This is a genomic window from Winogradskyella sp., from assembly GCF_028289625.1.
GTDB lineage: Bacteria > Bacteroidota > Bacteroidia > Flavobacteriales > Flavobacteriaceae > Winogradskyella.
Genome location: NZ_JANQOM010000028.1, coordinates 19,127 through 35,089, shown reverse-complemented (window position 1 = coordinate 35,089; position 15,963 = coordinate 19,127). Strand labels below are relative to the sequence as shown.

General features: G+C 35.7%; 12 protein-coding genes and 1 CRISPR repeat array. Of the genes, 6 read left to right on the top strand and 6 right to left on the bottom strand.

The features are described 5' to 3' along the window. Positions 1-478 precede the first annotated feature (478 nt). The 4 genes from cas9 to Q0992_RS05665 all read left to right on the top strand — a co-directional run bounded on the left by cas9 (position 479) and on the right by Q0992_RS05665 (position 10,280). Positions 479-4,678 carry a type II CRISPR RNA-guided endonuclease Cas9 gene (cas9, locus tag Q0992_RS05680; RefSeq protein WP_299521376.1) on the top strand — a complete coding sequence of 1,400 codons (4,200 nt, stop codon included), beginning with the start codon at positions 479-481 and terminating at the stop codon, positions 4,676-4,678. Between the two features lie 4 nt (positions 4,679-4,682). Continuing rightward, positions 4,683-5,603 carry a type II CRISPR-associated endonuclease Cas1 gene (gene cas1, locus Q0992_RS05675; RefSeq protein WP_299521375.1) on the top strand — a complete coding sequence of 307 codons (921 nt, stop codon included), beginning with the start codon at positions 4,683-4,685 and terminating at the stop codon, positions 5,601-5,603. A gap of 14 nt (positions 5,604-5,617) precedes the next feature. Beyond that, positions 5,618-5,962 carry a CRISPR-associated endonuclease Cas2 gene (gene cas2 / locus Q0992_RS05670; RefSeq protein WP_299521374.1) on the top strand — a complete coding sequence of 115 codons (345 nt, stop codon included), beginning with the start codon at positions 5,618-5,620 and terminating at the stop codon, positions 5,960-5,962. Between the two features lie 108 nt (positions 5,963-6,070). Further along, a CRISPR array of direct repeats spans positions 6,071-7,256; the repeat unit is 46 nt; unit sequence CCTGTGAATCATCCATAAAATTAAGGAACTGAAAGCAATTCACAAC. A 2,481-nt stretch (positions 7,257-9,737) separates the two neighbouring features. Next, the gene (locus tag Q0992_RS05665; protein ID WP_367277947.1) at positions 9,738-10,280 is read left to right on the top strand and encodes a sigma-70 family RNA polymerase sigma factor; all 543 of its coding nucleotides are present in this window, start codon (positions 9,738-9,740) and stop codon (positions 10,278-10,280) included. On the opposite strand, the gene Q0992_RS05660 is transcribed toward Q0992_RS05665, so the two are convergent. Next, positions 10,277-10,672 (bottom strand): hypothetical protein, encoded by a 396-nt coding sequence (locus Q0992_RS05660; RefSeq protein WP_299521373.1) that lies wholly within the window; start codon positions 10,670-10,672, stop codon positions 10,277-10,279. The genes Q0992_RS05665 and Q0992_RS05660 overlap by 4 nt on opposite strands. A 114-nt stretch (positions 10,673-10,786) precedes the next feature. Between Q0992_RS05660 and Q0992_RS05655 the strand changes: the two genes are divergently transcribed. Continuing rightward, positions 10,787-11,230 (top strand): Lrp/AsnC family transcriptional regulator, encoded by a 444-nt coding sequence (locus tag Q0992_RS05655; protein ID WP_299521372.1) that lies wholly within the window; start codon positions 10,787-10,789, stop codon positions 11,228-11,230. 6 nt (positions 11,231-11,236) lie between these two features. Here the strand turns inward: Q0992_RS05655 and Q0992_RS05650 are convergent, their stop codons facing one another. The 3 genes from Q0992_RS05650 to Q0992_RS05640 are packed head-to-tail and all read right to left on the bottom strand — an operon-like array spanning position 11,237 to position 13,606. After that, complete coding sequence (locus Q0992_RS05650; RefSeq protein ID WP_299521371.1) at positions 11,237-12,004, bottom strand: DJ-1/PfpI family protein; 768 nt, start codon at positions 12,002-12,004, stop codon at positions 11,237-11,239. 7 nt (positions 12,005-12,011) lie between these two features. Beyond that, positions 12,012-12,395, bottom strand: a complete 384-nt coding sequence (locus Q0992_RS05645) for a VOC family protein (RefSeq protein ID WP_299521370.1) — start codon at positions 12,393-12,395, stop codon at positions 12,012-12,014. Beyond that, positions 12,395-13,606, bottom strand: a complete 1,212-nt coding sequence (locus tag Q0992_RS05640; RefSeq protein WP_299521369.1) for an MFS transporter — start codon at positions 13,604-13,606, stop codon at positions 12,395-12,397. Before Q0992_RS05640 ends, Q0992_RS05645 begins: the two co-directional genes overlap by 1 nt. 315 nt (positions 13,607-13,921) lie before the next feature. Between Q0992_RS05640 and Q0992_RS05635 the strand changes: the two genes are divergently transcribed. Next, complete coding sequence (locus Q0992_RS05635; RefSeq protein WP_299521368.1) at positions 13,922-14,524, top strand: DUF1684 domain-containing protein; 603 nt, start codon at positions 13,922-13,924, stop codon at positions 14,522-14,524. Here Q0992_RS05635 and crcB read toward each other — a convergent pair. Both crcB and Q0992_RS05625 read right to left on the bottom strand, forming a co-directional pair. Then, positions 14,521-14,889, bottom strand: coding sequence for a fluoride efflux transporter CrcB (gene crcB / locus Q0992_RS05630; RefSeq protein WP_299521367.1), 369 nt, complete (start codon positions 14,887-14,889; stop codon positions 14,521-14,523). The two genes, Q0992_RS05635 and crcB, sit on opposite strands and share 4 nt — an antisense overlap. Continuing rightward, positions 14,890-15,903: a GyrI-like domain-containing protein gene (locus Q0992_RS05625; protein ID WP_299521366.1), complete on the bottom strand. Its 1,014-nt coding sequence runs from the start codon at positions 15,901-15,903 to the stop codon at positions 14,890-14,892. It lies immediately after the preceding gene. Positions 15,904-15,963: the final 60 nt, after the last annotated feature.

Sequence of the window (15,963 nt, the reverse complement as noted above, 5' to 3'; positions counted from 1 at the left end):
TGTTTGCACAACGGAATAATCCTTGTTAGGAGTTGTTGTCTAACAATTCCTAATACATACATAGTTGTAAAAAAATAAATAAGCAAGTAAGTTTGAAAACCAAGAATTGGTTTTGGAGGCCAATTCTAAAATAACACACGTATTATTCTTTTCTTGCTTTTGACAAATATAACTGAAATTCTGTTTTAAAAACAATTATGTATGTAAATTTTTTATATTTGACAAATAAAAAGGATACACATCAAATTGGAGTATCATTTTCAATGTTTTAGCTCTAGATTTTTTGTAATGGAATACTGAAACATTATAAAAAAAAGGCGATACATGAAGTACCACCTTAAATGTTTTCACAACGGAATAATCCTTATTGTGAATTGCTTTCAGATTATAAAGATAGCTAAAGAAATGAGAATCACAAATACGGATTTCCGTAAACAAAAAATGTATAATTGAACGATATTGAATAAAAATTAACCATATGAAACGAATTTTAGGTCTGGATTTAGGCACTAACTCAATTGGGTGGGCGTTGGTTGGAGAAGCAGAAAACGATAATGAAACCTCTTCAATAGTTAAATTGGGTGTTCGGGTAAATCCGCTAAGCGTCGATGAGAAAACCAACTTTGAAAAAGGTAGGCCTTTATCCACAAACGCAGACCGAACCTTAAAACGTGGTGCGAGACGTAACCTACAACGCTATAAACTTAGAAGAAAAGAACTCATAAAAATCTTAAAAGACAATAACTTCATATCGGGGAACTCACCATTAACCGAAGTTGGTAAAAACACCACACACCAAACACTTTCACTTAGAGCTAAAGCCGCAACTGAAAAGATAGCTCTTGAGGATTTTGCCAAAGTCCTATTAGCCATCAACAAAAAGCGTGGTTATAAAAGTAGCCGAAAAGCTAAAAATGAAGAAGAGGGTCAGGCTATCGATGGAATGGCAGTTGCCAAAGCATTATATGAAGAGAACCTAACACCTGCGCAATATGCATTAAGGATTCTAAGGCACGATGGAAAATACATTCCAGATTTTTATAGGTCAGATTTACAGGAAGAATTTAAAAACATATGGAAGGTTCAAAAGCACTTTTATTCAGAAATCCTAACGGACAATCTTTTTATAGCTCTTCAAGGTAAAAACAAGAATCAAACTTGGGCCATTTGTCAAAAACCTTTTGAAATCGTTGGTATCAAAAGAACAGGAAATGCTAAGGATAAACGATTGGAAAATTATAGATGGCGTGTTGACGGACTCAATGAAAAATTGGAATTGGAGCATTTGGCAATTGTACTTCAGGAAATAAATAATGACATCAATAAATCTAGTGGTTATCTTGGAGCCATTTCAGACCGGAGCAAACAATTGTTTCTTAATAAGGAAACGGTTGGTCAATACTTGTACAAACAACTGCTTCGTAACCCTCACACATCTCTTAAAAATCAAGTTTTTTATCGTCAGGATTATTTAGATGAATTTGAACACATTTGGGACACACAAGCCAAGTTTCATCAAGAACTTACTGAAGATTTAAAGGAGACCATCCGTGATATTGTAATTTTCTACCAACGCAAGTTAAAATCCCAAAAGTCCCTGATAAGCTTCTGCCAATTTGAAAGTTGGGAACAAGAGTATGTTGAAAAAGAAACTGGTAAAACAAAAAAGCGAATCGTTGGAAGAAGAGTAATTCCGAAGTCCTCGCCCCTATTTCAAGAGTTTAAGATATGGCAGAACCTTAATCACCTTATTTTTATAAATGCCGGAGCAAAGACGAGAATTGAGGTTAAGGAACTCGATGCTGAAATACGGCAAGCCCTATTTGGGGAATTAAATCTTCGAGGTGACCTCAGTCCAAATGACATCCTCAAAATTTTATCAGGATATATGGACATTGGTAAAAAAAACCAATGGAAATGCAATTTTGAGAAGGTTGAAGGTAATCGAACCAATCAAGCACTCTTAGGCATTTATCAAACTATTTCAGAACGGGAAGGTTATGGAATTGATTGGAAAAAACTAACGGCAAAAGCTATTAAGGAAGAACTTTTAAAAACGTTTCCTGAAATGGGAATTGACAAGCGTATCCTTGAGTTTGATGCCTTGGCAGATAATTTTGATAAGCAATTAAGTTACCAATTATGGCATTTGCTTTATGCTACGGACGACGACGACAAGATTTCAGAAGAAGACCGATTGATATACGGCAACTCTAGCGTATCCCTAAAGAAAAAATTGTATAAAAAATTTGGCTTTAGACCCGAATACGCTTCTATGCTGGCCAATGTAACGTTTTCGCAAGGCTACGGAAATCTTTCAGCCAAGGCCATACGTAATATTCTACCTTATTTAGAAGATGGCGATTTGTATTCTGAAGCCTGCCATAGAGCCGGTTATAACCATTCCAAAAGCTATGACAAGAATGAATTGGCAAACAGGGAATTGAGGCCAAAATTGGAAATTCTTAAGAAGAAAAGTTTACGAAATCCTGTTGTAGAAAAAATCTTGAACCAAATGGTTAATGTGGTCAACCAAATTATTGATACCTATGGAGAAATTCATGAAGTTAGGATTGAATTGGCTCGAGAGCTTAAAAAATCAGCTACGGAACGCGCTGAGATGACTAAAGGTATTGCCGATGCCACAAGACGAAATGATGAGATACGAAAAATCATCAGCCAGAAGTTTGGTATTCCCAATCCTACAAGAAATGACGTTATTCGTTATCGATTGTACCAAGAATTGGAATCTCGAGGACATAAGGATTTATTCACGGACACTTACATAAAGCCTGAAATACTTTTTTCAAAAGACATAGACATTGAACACATTATTCCAAAAGCTTTATTGTTTGATGATTCCTTTTCCAACAAGACCCTGGCTTTTAAAAAAGACAATTTAAAAAAAGCTAACCGTACTGCTTACGATTTTATCTCACAAGATTACAATGCTAATTTAGAAGCCTTTGTTGAGCGGGTGGAAAGTATGCACAAAGATGGGCATATTAACCGAGCAAAACGCAACAAGCTATTGACACCACTATCCAAAATTCCAGATGGTTTTATTGAACGCGACCTGCGCAACAGCCAATATATTGCCAAAAAGGCAAAAGAAGTGTTACAAGAATTGGTTAAAGAACCTATAGTGTCTACGTCCGGAAAAATAACGGATAAACTTAGAAACGATTGGGATTTGATTAATGTGATGAAGGAGCTCAATTTGCCAAAATATCGTGCTTTAGGTCTTACCGAATTTGAAGAGCGGTTAAATGTTTCAACAGGTAAATTAAAAAAGCATGAAATCATCAAGGAATGGACAAAGCGCAACGACCATCGTCACCATGCCATGGATGCCTTAACGGTTGCCTTTACCACGTATAATCATATTCAATATATCAATAATCTAAGTGCAAGAAAAGATACATCAAGAGACAATCATCCAAGAATAAAAAACATAGAAGCTCTCATTACGGAACGAAATGGGAAAGGGAAGCGTGTATTTAAAAGCCCAATGCCCAATTTTAGAGAGCAGGCTAAAAAACAGATTGAATCCATTTTGGTCAGTTTTAAGAACAAGAACAAAGTTGTGACCAAAAACATCAACAAAAGTAAAAAAGAAGGTGGTTTCAACAAAAAAGTTCAACTAACACCACGCGGACAGTTGCACAAAGAGACAGTTTATGGTAAATCAAAAAGACAACTCGCCAAGCCTACCAAAATCAATAAAAGATTTACGCTGAAAGAGGCCAGCCTCATTGTAAATTTCAATGAGCGCAAGGCGGTTTTAGAGCATTTGGCTAAATACAGCAATAATCATGAAACGGCTTTCGATAACAAGACCCTTAAAAAGGAACCACTATTGTATGGAGGAGAACAATTAAAAGAAGTTTTATGTTTCGAAGAAATCTATACCATACGTAAAGACATTAATTCAGAGAACTTTAAAAATGTTAAGCATATTGATAAGATTTTGGACGAAGGTGTCAAAGAAGCACTAAAAAAACGCATAGTTGACTACAATAACGATTACAAAAAGGCCTTTTCTGATTTAGATACCAATCCAATTTATCTTAATGATCAAAAAGGAATAACCGTAAAAAGAGTGACTATTACAGGTGTAAGCAATGCCGAACCGCTTCATACCGCGAAAAACCATTTAGGAGAGGTTTTAACCGATGAGGATGGCAAGGAAATTCCTGTAGATTATGTGAGTACTGGCAATAACCATCATGTTGCAATATATCAGAATGAAGAGGGTGAATTAGATGATGAGGTCGTAACTTTTTATGATGCAGTTATAAGAAAAAGTCATGATTTACCCATTGTAAGAACTAAAAATGATAAAGGCTGGCCACTTTTGTTTACACTTAAACAAAATGAAATGTTTGTCTTTCCAAGTGATAATTTTGAACCTTCAGAAATTGACCTTTTAGATGTCAAAAATCAAAATCTCATATCGCCTAATCTGTTTAGAGTACAAAAATTTTCGAAATTGCAATATGGTAATTCGTTTGTCAGGGAGTATGTTTTTAGACATCATTTAGAAACTGAATTAATTGATAAAAAAGAGTTGAAAGATGTTACTTATTACAATATAAAGAGTCTCTCTTATCTTAAGAATCTAGTAAAAGTGCGTTTAAACCATTTAGGTCACATTGTACAATTAGGCGAATATTAAGATTATGATTAAACGCACTCTTTTTTTCGGCAATCCTGCTTATCTCAGCACCAAAAATGAACAATTGGTGGTCAACTTTCCAGAAGAAGATAAAAAGGAAGCTACCATCCCTATTGAAGATTTGGGCTATGTGGTTTTAGAAGACCCACAGATTACCATCACCAATGGTTTGTTGCGCAAACTGATTGACAATAAAACGGCCGTCATTACCTGTAACCAACAACATCTACCGATGGGCTTTTTACAACCCTTGGTGGGTCATACCGAACAAACCGAGCGTATGCGCCACCAACTTAATGCCAGTGTGCCTTTAAAGAAGAATTTGTGGCAACAAACCGTTATTGCCAAAATAGACAATCAGGCCAATCACTTTTTGGCAAGGGGCAAAAATGCACTGCGTTTAAAACGTTACGCCAAGGATGTGAAAACAGGAGATTGGAATAACCAGGAAGCTTTGGCTGCCGCCTTTTACTTTCAGAATCTGTTTGAAATTGAAGAGTTTAGTCGCAACCAAAAAGGCGTTCCACCCAATAATTTGCTTAATTATGGCTATGCCATTTTAAGAGCGGTTGCAGCAAGAGCTTTGGTAAGCAGTGGGCTGTTACCTTCCTTGGGTATTTTTCATCACAATAAATACAATGCCTTTTGCTTGGCCGATGACGTTATGGAACCCTACCGACCTTTTGTGGATGCTTTGGTGTATGACATTGTGGAATCGGGTTGCCAAATTGAGGAACTGAATAAAAATATCAAGTCCGATTTGTTGATGATTCCAGCTATGGATGTACTTATCGACGGCAAACAGAGTCCGCTTATGAATGCTATGAGCCGGACCACAACCAGTTTGTACGAATGTTTTGAAGGAAGTAGGCGCAAGGTGCTTTATCCGGAGTTTAAGTCATCTTTAGAAACTTTTGTTGGTTAATATGGTAAGGCACTATGGAATCCTATCTAACACGGCTTAATCAATATAGATGTATGTGGGTACTGGTATTTTTTGATTTGCCAACGGAGACCATCACCGAGCGTAAGGCGGCTACGCGCTTTCGAAAACGCCTGTTGGATGATGGTTTTGGCATGTTTCAGTTTAGTATTTATACACGCTTTTGCCCTAGTCGAGAAAATGCTGCCGTACATATTAAACGTACCAAAAATGCCCTGCCCAAAAAAGGCAAGGTCTGTATTATGCAAATTACTGATAAGCAATTTGGGATGATGGAACTATTTCACGGACAAAAAGAAGTAGAACCTGAACCACCAAGCCAACAATTAGAACTTTTTTAGGATTGCTATTCCTGCGAAAGCAGGAATCTCATCTATCTTGTACAATCTCTTTAGTAATTTCTGACAGGCATTCTAAAAAACAGGATACCAGCCTATTACGGCAAGTAACCTGTGAATCATCCATAAAATTAAGGAACTGAAAGCAATTCACAACTAACGTGTGCCTTGGTAAAGTCACCCATCACCTGTGAATCATCCATAAAATTAAGGAACTGAAAGCAATTCACAACTCGAGCAAGGATACGTATTACGGTGAACTGCCTGTGAATCATCCATAAAATTAAGGAACTGAAAGCAATTCACAACTTGGTTCAATGAATTGAAGAAATGGTCGTACCTGTGAATCATCCATAAAATTAAGGAACTGAAAGCAATTCACAACTTATCGCATTGGAGTTTGATTTGAGTTGTTCCTGTGAATCATCCATAAAATTAAGGAACTGAAAGCAATTCACAACAAGGCTTTCGATGGCGGTATGTTGTCCGTACCTGTGAATCATCCATAAAATTAAGGAACTGAAAGCAATTCACAACTCGAATAAGTCGTCCAGCTCAATGTGAGCGCCTGTGAATCATCCATAAAATTAAGGAACTGAAAGCAATTCACAACTTGCAAGAGCGGAATTGATATTGAACAGGCCCTGTGAATCATCCATAAAATTAAGGAACTGAAAGCAATTCACAACTCTTATTACGGATACCGATAGCGTTTTGGACCTGTGAATCATCCATAAAATTAAGGAACTGAAAGCAATTCACAACTCTATGTTCGTGCCTTGTGATGAGGATGGGCCTGTGAATCATCCATAAAATTAAGGAACTGAAAGCAATTCACAACGATATGCTATCCAGCGATGCCGTATTCTATCCTGTGAATCATCCATAAAATTAAGGAACTGAAAGCAATTCACAACTTATTTCAACTTAGACAATCTTACCGGTAACCTGTGAATCATCCATAAAATTAAGGAACTGAAAGCAATTCACAACTATTGAATATCTCTTATTTCTATTAGTATTCCTGTGAATCATCCATAAAATTAAGGAACTGAAAGCAATTCACAACCCACAAGTAGAGTATTTTCATCATTCAGAGCCTGTGAATCATCCATAAAATTAAGGAACTGAAAGCAATTCACAACTAAGTATCTCTTAATGTAGTAAGAAGATGACCTGTGAATCATCCATAAAATTAAGGAACTGAAAGCAATTCACAACTGATAAATACTAGATATTATACTACCTACTCCTGTGAATCATCCATAAAATTAAGGAACTGAAAGCAATTCACAACCAAGTCCCATCATACCCATGTTTGGCACTTCCTGTGAATCATCCATAAAATTAAGGAACTGAAAGCAATTCACAACTATAACATCTGCCGAGGTTTTTCAAACTTACCTGTGAATCATCCATAAAATTAAGGAACTGAAAGCAATTCACAACAATCGTGACAGTTTGGACGTGAGCATCAACCCTGTGAATCATCCATAAAATTAAGGAACTGAAAGCAATTCACAACTTTGCACCAATGGTACAAATACCTCGATCTCCTGTGAATCATCCATAAAATTAAGGAACTGAAAGCAATTCACAACTCCTACCAGGCAGACAATTTAAACCAGGAACCTGTGAATCATCCATAAAATTAAGGAACTGAAAGCAATTCACAACTTGGTAGTGTCATTTTCAGGTGGACGTACACCTGTGAATCATCCATAAAATTAAGGAACTGAAAGCAATTCACAACTCGGCATCTTTTCAAAAGAGCTTGTGCTCCCTGTGAATCATCCATAAAATTAAGGAACTGAAAGCAATTCACAACTACTTGGATGTACTGGCGTTGTAAGCAACTCCTGTGAATCATCCATAAAATTAAGGAACTGAAAGCAATTCACAACTTTGATGAACTTGGTTTTGATGGTGATAAACCTGTGAATCATCCATAAAATTAAGGAACTGAAAGCAATTCACAACTTAAAAGAACTAAAAATCAAGGCATAGCAACCTGTGAATCATCCATAAAATTAAGGAACTGAAAGCAATTCACAACTTCAATTGAGTGACAAAGATTTTGTGGATTCCTGTGAATCATCCATAAAATTAAGGAACTGAAAGCAATTCACAACTTGCTTCCCTCATCGACAAGAGCAAACGTTCCTGTGAATCATCCATAAAATTAAGGAACTGAAAGCAATTCACAACACTGAAGCGCACGCAACAGAAAAAGGCAAACCTGTGAATCATCCATAAAATTAAGGAACTGAAAGCAATTCACAACTCAGTTCAACAGCGTTTTGGTGCAATTGTTCCTGTGAATCATCCATAAAATTAAGGAACTGAAAGCAATTCACAACTTTCTTTCGTCTTGACTTGATGCAAAAACACCTGTGAATCATCCATAAAATTAAGGAACTGAAAGCAATTCACAACCGACATTGATTAACACTTGCAGACGAAAAGCCTGTGAATCATCCATAAAATTAAGGAACTGAAAGCAATTCACAACTAACGAAGAAATACTATCTTTGAAGTTCCACCTGTGAATCATCCATAAAATTAAGGAACTGAAAGCAATTCACAACTATGAAGACAAACCAAAAAAGCTTATGAAACCTGTGAATCATCCATAAAATTAAGGAACTGAAAGCAATTCACAACTTGTACGCCCTATCTATTGTCTCAGACCGTCCTGTGAATCATCCATAAAATTAAGGAACTGAAAGCAATTCACAACTAGTAGTGTACTCTGACGCTTACGCCTACACCTGTGAATCATCCATAAAATTAAGGAACTGAAAGCAATTCACAACGACATTAGACAAAAAGTAAAAGTTAGTGATCCTGTGAATCATCCATAAAATTAAGGAACTGAAAGCAATTCACAACACAGAAGGTAAACGAGTTGGTTTTATGAACCCTGTGAATCATCCATAAAATTAAGGAACTGAAAGCAATTCACAACTACTGTCATCGATGTAACCTTTTTCATATACCTGTGAATCATCCATAAAATTAAGGAACTGAAAGCAATTCACAACTTTCATCTGCTCTTTCAATGCCTTTTCCTACCTGTGAATCATCCATAAAATTAAGGAACTGAAAGCAATTCACAACTCCGCCTTATCGCCCAATTTCTGCTTAACTCCTGTGAATCATCCATAAAATTAAGGAACTGAAAGCAATTCACAACTCGCTTTTACTTAAATATCTTGTATCTTTTCCTGTGAATCATCCATAAAATTAAGGAACTGAAAGCAATTCACAACACCAAAAGAAGACTAAAAAATATTACACGGCCTGTGAATCATCCATAAAATTAAGGAACTGAAATCTAAATGAAAAATCAAAGTTCAAGCACCAAAGCCCAATCGTTGTAAAGGTCATAGGCAATTTAAGATGACTGGGCGAGATTCGGCGCAGCCAAAGCAATTCCCAGCTACTATACATAGTATTTCAAATAAATAGCACCGTCAAATCATCTCTTAAAATAGTGAATACTATTTGCATCTTTTTCATAGTAACATCGTCTATTAAAGGAATACTAAAATTTTTACTATGAGAACTGCTAAAGACTGCATCTGCAGTTGTGAACCTTGTAATAATGGAAAATGTACAGACTGTACTTGTGATAATTGCACTTGTACAGATTGTAATTGTTAAATTTGTGGTCAGTTCGAGTGAATTTGGTGAAACCAAATTTGTATCGAGAACTACTTAACTTCTCGATACTATTTTCTAAAAGAAATTCACTCGAACTGACAAATTTATATAGATGATGACTACAAAACTAGTTTGGGATATATATTCGGCCGATGTAAAGCGTTTCATCTTAAGTAAGGTAGATCAAGAGATGATTGCAGATGATATTCTGCAAGACACATTTATTAAAGTTCATACCAAACTTCATACGTTAAAGAATAATGAGAAATTAAAACCTTGGTTGTATTCGGTAGCACGGTATACGATTCTAGATTATTTTAAAACGTCAAAGAGAACCATTGAATTAAATAATTTTCAAGAAGAAATGGATACTGAGATTACTGAACATTCTGAAAAGGATTGTCTCAGAGGAATTTTAATTAATCTCCCAAAGAAGTACAGAGATCCTATATTTCTTTTTGATATTATGGGTTTAAAGCAAAAAGAAATAGCGGAACGATTACAACTTCCCTTACCAACACTAAAGTCCCAAATTCAAAGAGGGAGAAAGCAAATAGCTAAAGGTTTTATGGACTGCTGTGGCTATACAATGAATGAACAAGGATACCTTGTTGGAGAAATACAGGAAAAAGAAGATTGTAAAGTCTGCAATTAGAGCGTCATCATCCAACTACGCTGTAGTTTTCTGAATGTTTTAAGTTCACCTTTTAAAATCGGTAAATAATCCCTGCCATTGCTTTTAGAGCGTTCTAAGCGTCTACAATTACTGTATAATTTATTGGTTAAACGCTCAAGGCTTTCTAAATGCTTATGTTTCTTTTCGGAATAGCGTTCGCGTTCAGCATTGATTATCTCAGGTGCCAGATTAGAGGATTGTTGAACGATATCTCCTGAGAAATAAATATCGTTATCCTCAGAGCCATCATCATTTAAATAAGATAAATCGTGATTTAAATACGTGGATATGCTTCGAGACAGCGTAATAATGTCTAATGCCTTTTTATATACAGGCAAATTTGATAAGTGGGACGGTAGGTTACAATTCATTTTCAATAGCAATTGATACGAAATTACGGAGTACATTTGATATTTTACTTTAGATATTAAGGCAAAAGACTATATTTGCTTTAAAATAAATATTTTTTTTAAAAAAAACATTAAATGAGTATTGATAGTTTAAATTGGAAGATTTTAAAATGCCTTCAACAGAATGCACGCATGTCTAATGCAGAGATTGGAAGACGTGTTGGAGTAAGCTCACCAGCTGTAAGCGAGCGTATTAAGAAGATGGAAGATGCCGAAATTATTCAAGGCTATACCACCTTTGTATCTCCATTTAAAGCGGACTATCAATTAAAAGCCATCATCACACTAAGGGCGTTTATGGGTATGCTAAAACCCTTTTTGGAGAAAGTGAAAACTTATGATGAGGTTGTGAATTGTTACAGAATCACAGGTAATGATAATATCGTTATGGAAGTTGTATTAAAAAACCAGAAACATTTGGAGTCTTTTATTGATCAACTGATTATTTATGGTGAGACCAAGACACAAATTGTATTATCACATGTCATAAAACATAGCGAGATAAAACCTCTAGATTAAATGTATTTATTCAATTACAAGATGTGGTACTTCATTCAGATCCCAATCAATGACCAATCCATCTGCCAAAGATTGGGCAATAGCTTTCCCGTATAAATACTCACTCAAGTAAAGTGCTGCTTCAAAAGATTTTGCTCCTCCTGCAGAGGTAATATACTTGCCATCATGCACAAAAAGTACATCTTTTCTAATATCCAAATCTGGAAACATCTCACGCATTTTATCAATATCACTAGGAAAGGTCGTGGAGACCACATTGTTTAGCAAGCCTGCTTTGGCGAGGACAAAAGCGCCATCGCAATGCGAGGTTATGAATTGTGCTTCTTCATCCACTTTTCTCACAAAATTCAGCATTACCTCATCTTCCAAATCGGTATCTAAATGATGCTCTGCACTAGGTACTACAAGAATGTCAATTTTTGGTAATTCATCTCTTGTATAGTTAAAGTCTGGCAACAAACGCATTCCTTCAAAAGTAGTAATAGGAGTATCCGTATTTGCAACTGTAAAGACATTCATGGCCTTGATACCTTTTCTGAATACGGTATGCTGAAAAATATCGTAAGGAGCTGTAAGCTCAGTATTATAAACCCCATCCATAATTAAGAAGGCAACGTTATAGCGATTGGCTTCCAATTTAGGAAACGGTTTGTCATTCTGACCTTGATTCAGAATCTGATTTGATACTTTCGACTTCTCATTAGAATCGTTACAACTAAAATGAGTAAAAAAGCAAACTAAAATTAGAATGATTTGAAATTTGAATTTTGTCATTGGTGTTTTAGTCTTTTATTCGCCAAGGTGGATTTTTTCTGTTCTCGCCAGCACTGTATAAAATGATATGGTTACCATCAGGATCGTACAAATGGGCTTCTCTCCAAAGCCAAGGTTTATCTTCTGGTCCACTCGTAAAAGTAATGCCTTTTTGTTGGAGTTGGGATACCACATCGTCTAAATTTTCATTCTGAAAATATATAGTAATGCGATCTTTTCCAGTAGGCAATTCTTCAACAACGTGAATAGAGAACGTACTGTCTCCATCAGGGCATTCAAACCTTACATATCTAGGTAAAGCGTCCACTATGAGCAATAATCCAAGTTTTTTGTAGAATTCCGTCGCGGTTATTACATCCAACGACGGAATAGTGATTTGATTTAGATTCATTATAAATGTTGTTTTATACGTTTGTGTAACCAGTATGCCAAAATAATAGCTATTATTCCATAACTAAAAGTAATTAACCAGTTGATTTGATAACCATAAAGGTCCACAATGCTCAAACCGATTTTAGGACCGAATATATGTGCCAAAGAAAATGACATCGCATACATCGCCATATAACTACCTTCTAATCCTTCTTTGGCGCGTTGTAATGCAAATTTATTAGTATAAGGGAAACCGAGCATCTCACTAAGTGTTAGGAGTACCATGTTAACAATTAAAATGCCTATCCAGAAATTTTGATACAATACCAAAAAGCTTATTGCCAAGAGTACACAAGACATAATAATGTGTTTGGTGACAGGAATTAGTCGCTTCTCCAAATAATTTAGAAGTGGCATTTCAAAAACTACAATAATAGCAACGTTCAAAAATAAGATGACTCCAATTTTGAATTCATTAAGGTAAAAAATCTCATCATAGTACAATGGAATCGTCGTAAACAATTGAAAAAAAGCCATCCCGAAAAGAAAGCATATAAAAGAATGAATCCAGAATGAGGTGTCCTTATAAACTAGATTCTTATCCAAATTTTGATGCTTTTTTCGTGTTTCGGACGGTTTTATTTTTGGGTCTTTAACTAAATAGTTAAATAGTAGTATAGCTGCAATACATGTTAATCCATCAATCCAGAATAAAATATGATAACCTTCAAGAACTATGATTAAACCTGCTAAGGTTGGACCTATGCCCATACCAGCATTAATGGCCAATCGTATCAATCCGACTGATCTTGTTTGATTTTCGGGTTTACTGTAAGCCTTAATAGCTACGAAAATTGCAGGGCGAAAACTATCTGCGATGGACATGGTCATTAGGATGCCAATACAAAATCCCCAAAATGAATTGATGTATTGCAAGGTGATAAAGCATAGACCTGTTAAGAAAAGACTTGCAACCATTATTTTATAAAATCCCAAAATGTCAGTCAGTTTGCCGCCTAGCCATGACCCAATAACAGACCCCATACCAAAGAAGACAAAAATTGAACCAATATCAGTTTCTGTAAAGCCCATCTCCTTCTTGAGATATAAAGACAAAAAAGGAATGACCATGGTACCAGCTCTGTTAACCAAGCTAATTAAAGCGAGATACCAGATTTCGGTAGATAATCCTTTAAAGGATTCAAGGTAGTTAAAGTATAGCTTTTTCATTACGCATTGGTTTTTTAAGGTTTAGATTCCGATAGCTATCGGGATTAGTTCGGTTATAATAATTCAATGCGTAAACTTTTGAATTAAGAACTTCACTAAAATAAAAAGTCCGACGCTAAGGCCGGACTTTTAAATATTGTTTAATCGTATATTAAAATAGTTACAATAGATAATGCATCCGTATGCCTTCCGAAGAAATCACAGCGTCTTGCTTAGTATATCTATTCACGTGTAACATTGTTATTTTTATTTTACAAATCAAACTTACAATAAAATCTGATATGTTGTATTTTTGAAATTCAAAAGTTTATCATAATGAAGCGATTTTTAATTGGTCTTTTGGTCTTGAGCGTATTAAGCTGTTCTCAAAAAGAAAAACTGCTAGGAGATACAGAATGGCAAAAGCAGATGAATGCCGATTTTAAGGATGCTTCAAAATCTCCTTTAAAAAAGAAAGATCTTAAGAGTTTTAAGGCTCTGGATTTTTTTCCGTTCGATTCGAGTTACGTGGTCAAAGCCAGTTTGGAAAAAACACCAAATTCTGAATGGTTTGAGATGAAAACCACAACAGGCGACGTTAACATAGAACGGGTTTATGGCGTTCTAAGCTTTAACTTGAAAGGGAAGACCTTTAAATTAAATTCTTATGTCGGAGAGGAAAGTATGCAGATGGGACGTTTTGGCAGTTATAAATTATTCCTCCCTTTTTTAGACGATACTAATGGTAGCAGCACATATGCTGGAGGGCGATATATCGATTTAATGACTCCAGAAGGTGACTCTATAGAGATAGATTTTAACAAAGCCTACAATCCTTACTGTGCTTATAATGAAAAGTATTCTTGCCCAATTGTCCCAAGAGAAAATTATGTGCCAATTAAAATCGAAGCTGGTTTAAAAAATTTTAAAAAGCATTAAGTTTTCACCAAATAGATGCCTAAGAAAACAGCCAAAAATCCGATAATAAAACTAGCAATAGTATAAATAGCGAAGCTTGAAAAATCCCCTGACTTTAAAAACACATGGTTTTCGTAAGCAAAGGTCGAGAATGTAGTAAAGCCACCACAAAATCCCGTTGCCAATAAAAGAATTTGATTTTCAGAAAGGCTATTGTTCTTAGCGGCAAGACCTAGGATAATACCAATTAATAAACTACCGATAATATTGGCGGCAAAAGTACCGTATGGAATTCCGTCGCTAGGATTATTGAGCCACTTGCCAACTAAAAACCGAAGTACACTACCGAAGCCACCACCAACAAAAACCAGAATAAGTTGCTTCATTTATTCTTTTAGAGGAATATAAATTTCAGTTTTCCAATCGGCTGGATTAGGATAGAGCCCAGGATCAGTCGTGTAAATTTCAAAAGGTTTAAGTTCCGATTGTTCCAAACCTTGTTCTTCAATATGCTTCATAGTCGCTTCCCAAGCTTTGGGGAGATTGGTATAGTTTCCCGTCAATGTTGTTTTTAAGACTTTTATTTTTGGGGTAAAACCCAATGAGACATCAGAACCATCAGGAATTTCAACACGTTCTTTCACAGGAATGCCATTGCTCATAATCACAGTTTCAGCCATTTCATTGTAAACGGTAAGTGGCATACCAGACTGTTTCAATCCGTTTTGCCCCATAAATTCCATAATAGCACCAAAATTTTCACCCATTTTAGCACTGATATTTGTGGAATTGGCATTGGTGGTTTTGTAAAGGTAGAAACCACCACCATATTCGGTAATACCATTGATGTCTATATTGTAACGTTCCATATCTGCAATTAAAATACTATCGAGTTTTTCTAAACTACGTTCGTAATGCGGCCCAATTTGTGATTCCATACCACCCATCATTACAGAAAACATTTTGAAAATAAAGGGAAGATTTTCGCCTTTAATCTTCCAGGTGACTTCTGTGGTACCGTCTTCATTAGGTTTTAAGTCCCATGCAATATCTGATGAGGGGAAATCTCCAAATTGCATTTCTTGCGTAATGGAGGTGCTGGGTATGGCTGCCGTAGTTTTCATAGTGCCAATGCCGTCTTTATCCTCCCAAGAGTAAGAACCTCCAACGCCTTCAGTTTTTTCGGGTAATGTAATTTTCATATCTGGGTCGGCTTCAGCCCATGATGACCATGCTTCCCAATTTTTAAAATCAATAATGTTATCATAAACCATTGACGTGGGAGCCTTCATTGTTCTGCTACGTTCTACTTCAAAAGAGTTGGGTTGTACTGCAACGTAAATTGAAAATCCTATAATAAGGATAAGTAGCAATAATAAGATGTACTTTAATGCTTTCATTTTATAACCTGATTAATTAGTTAGTGCCTACTCAAAGATAGTAATTATAATAAGAGCATC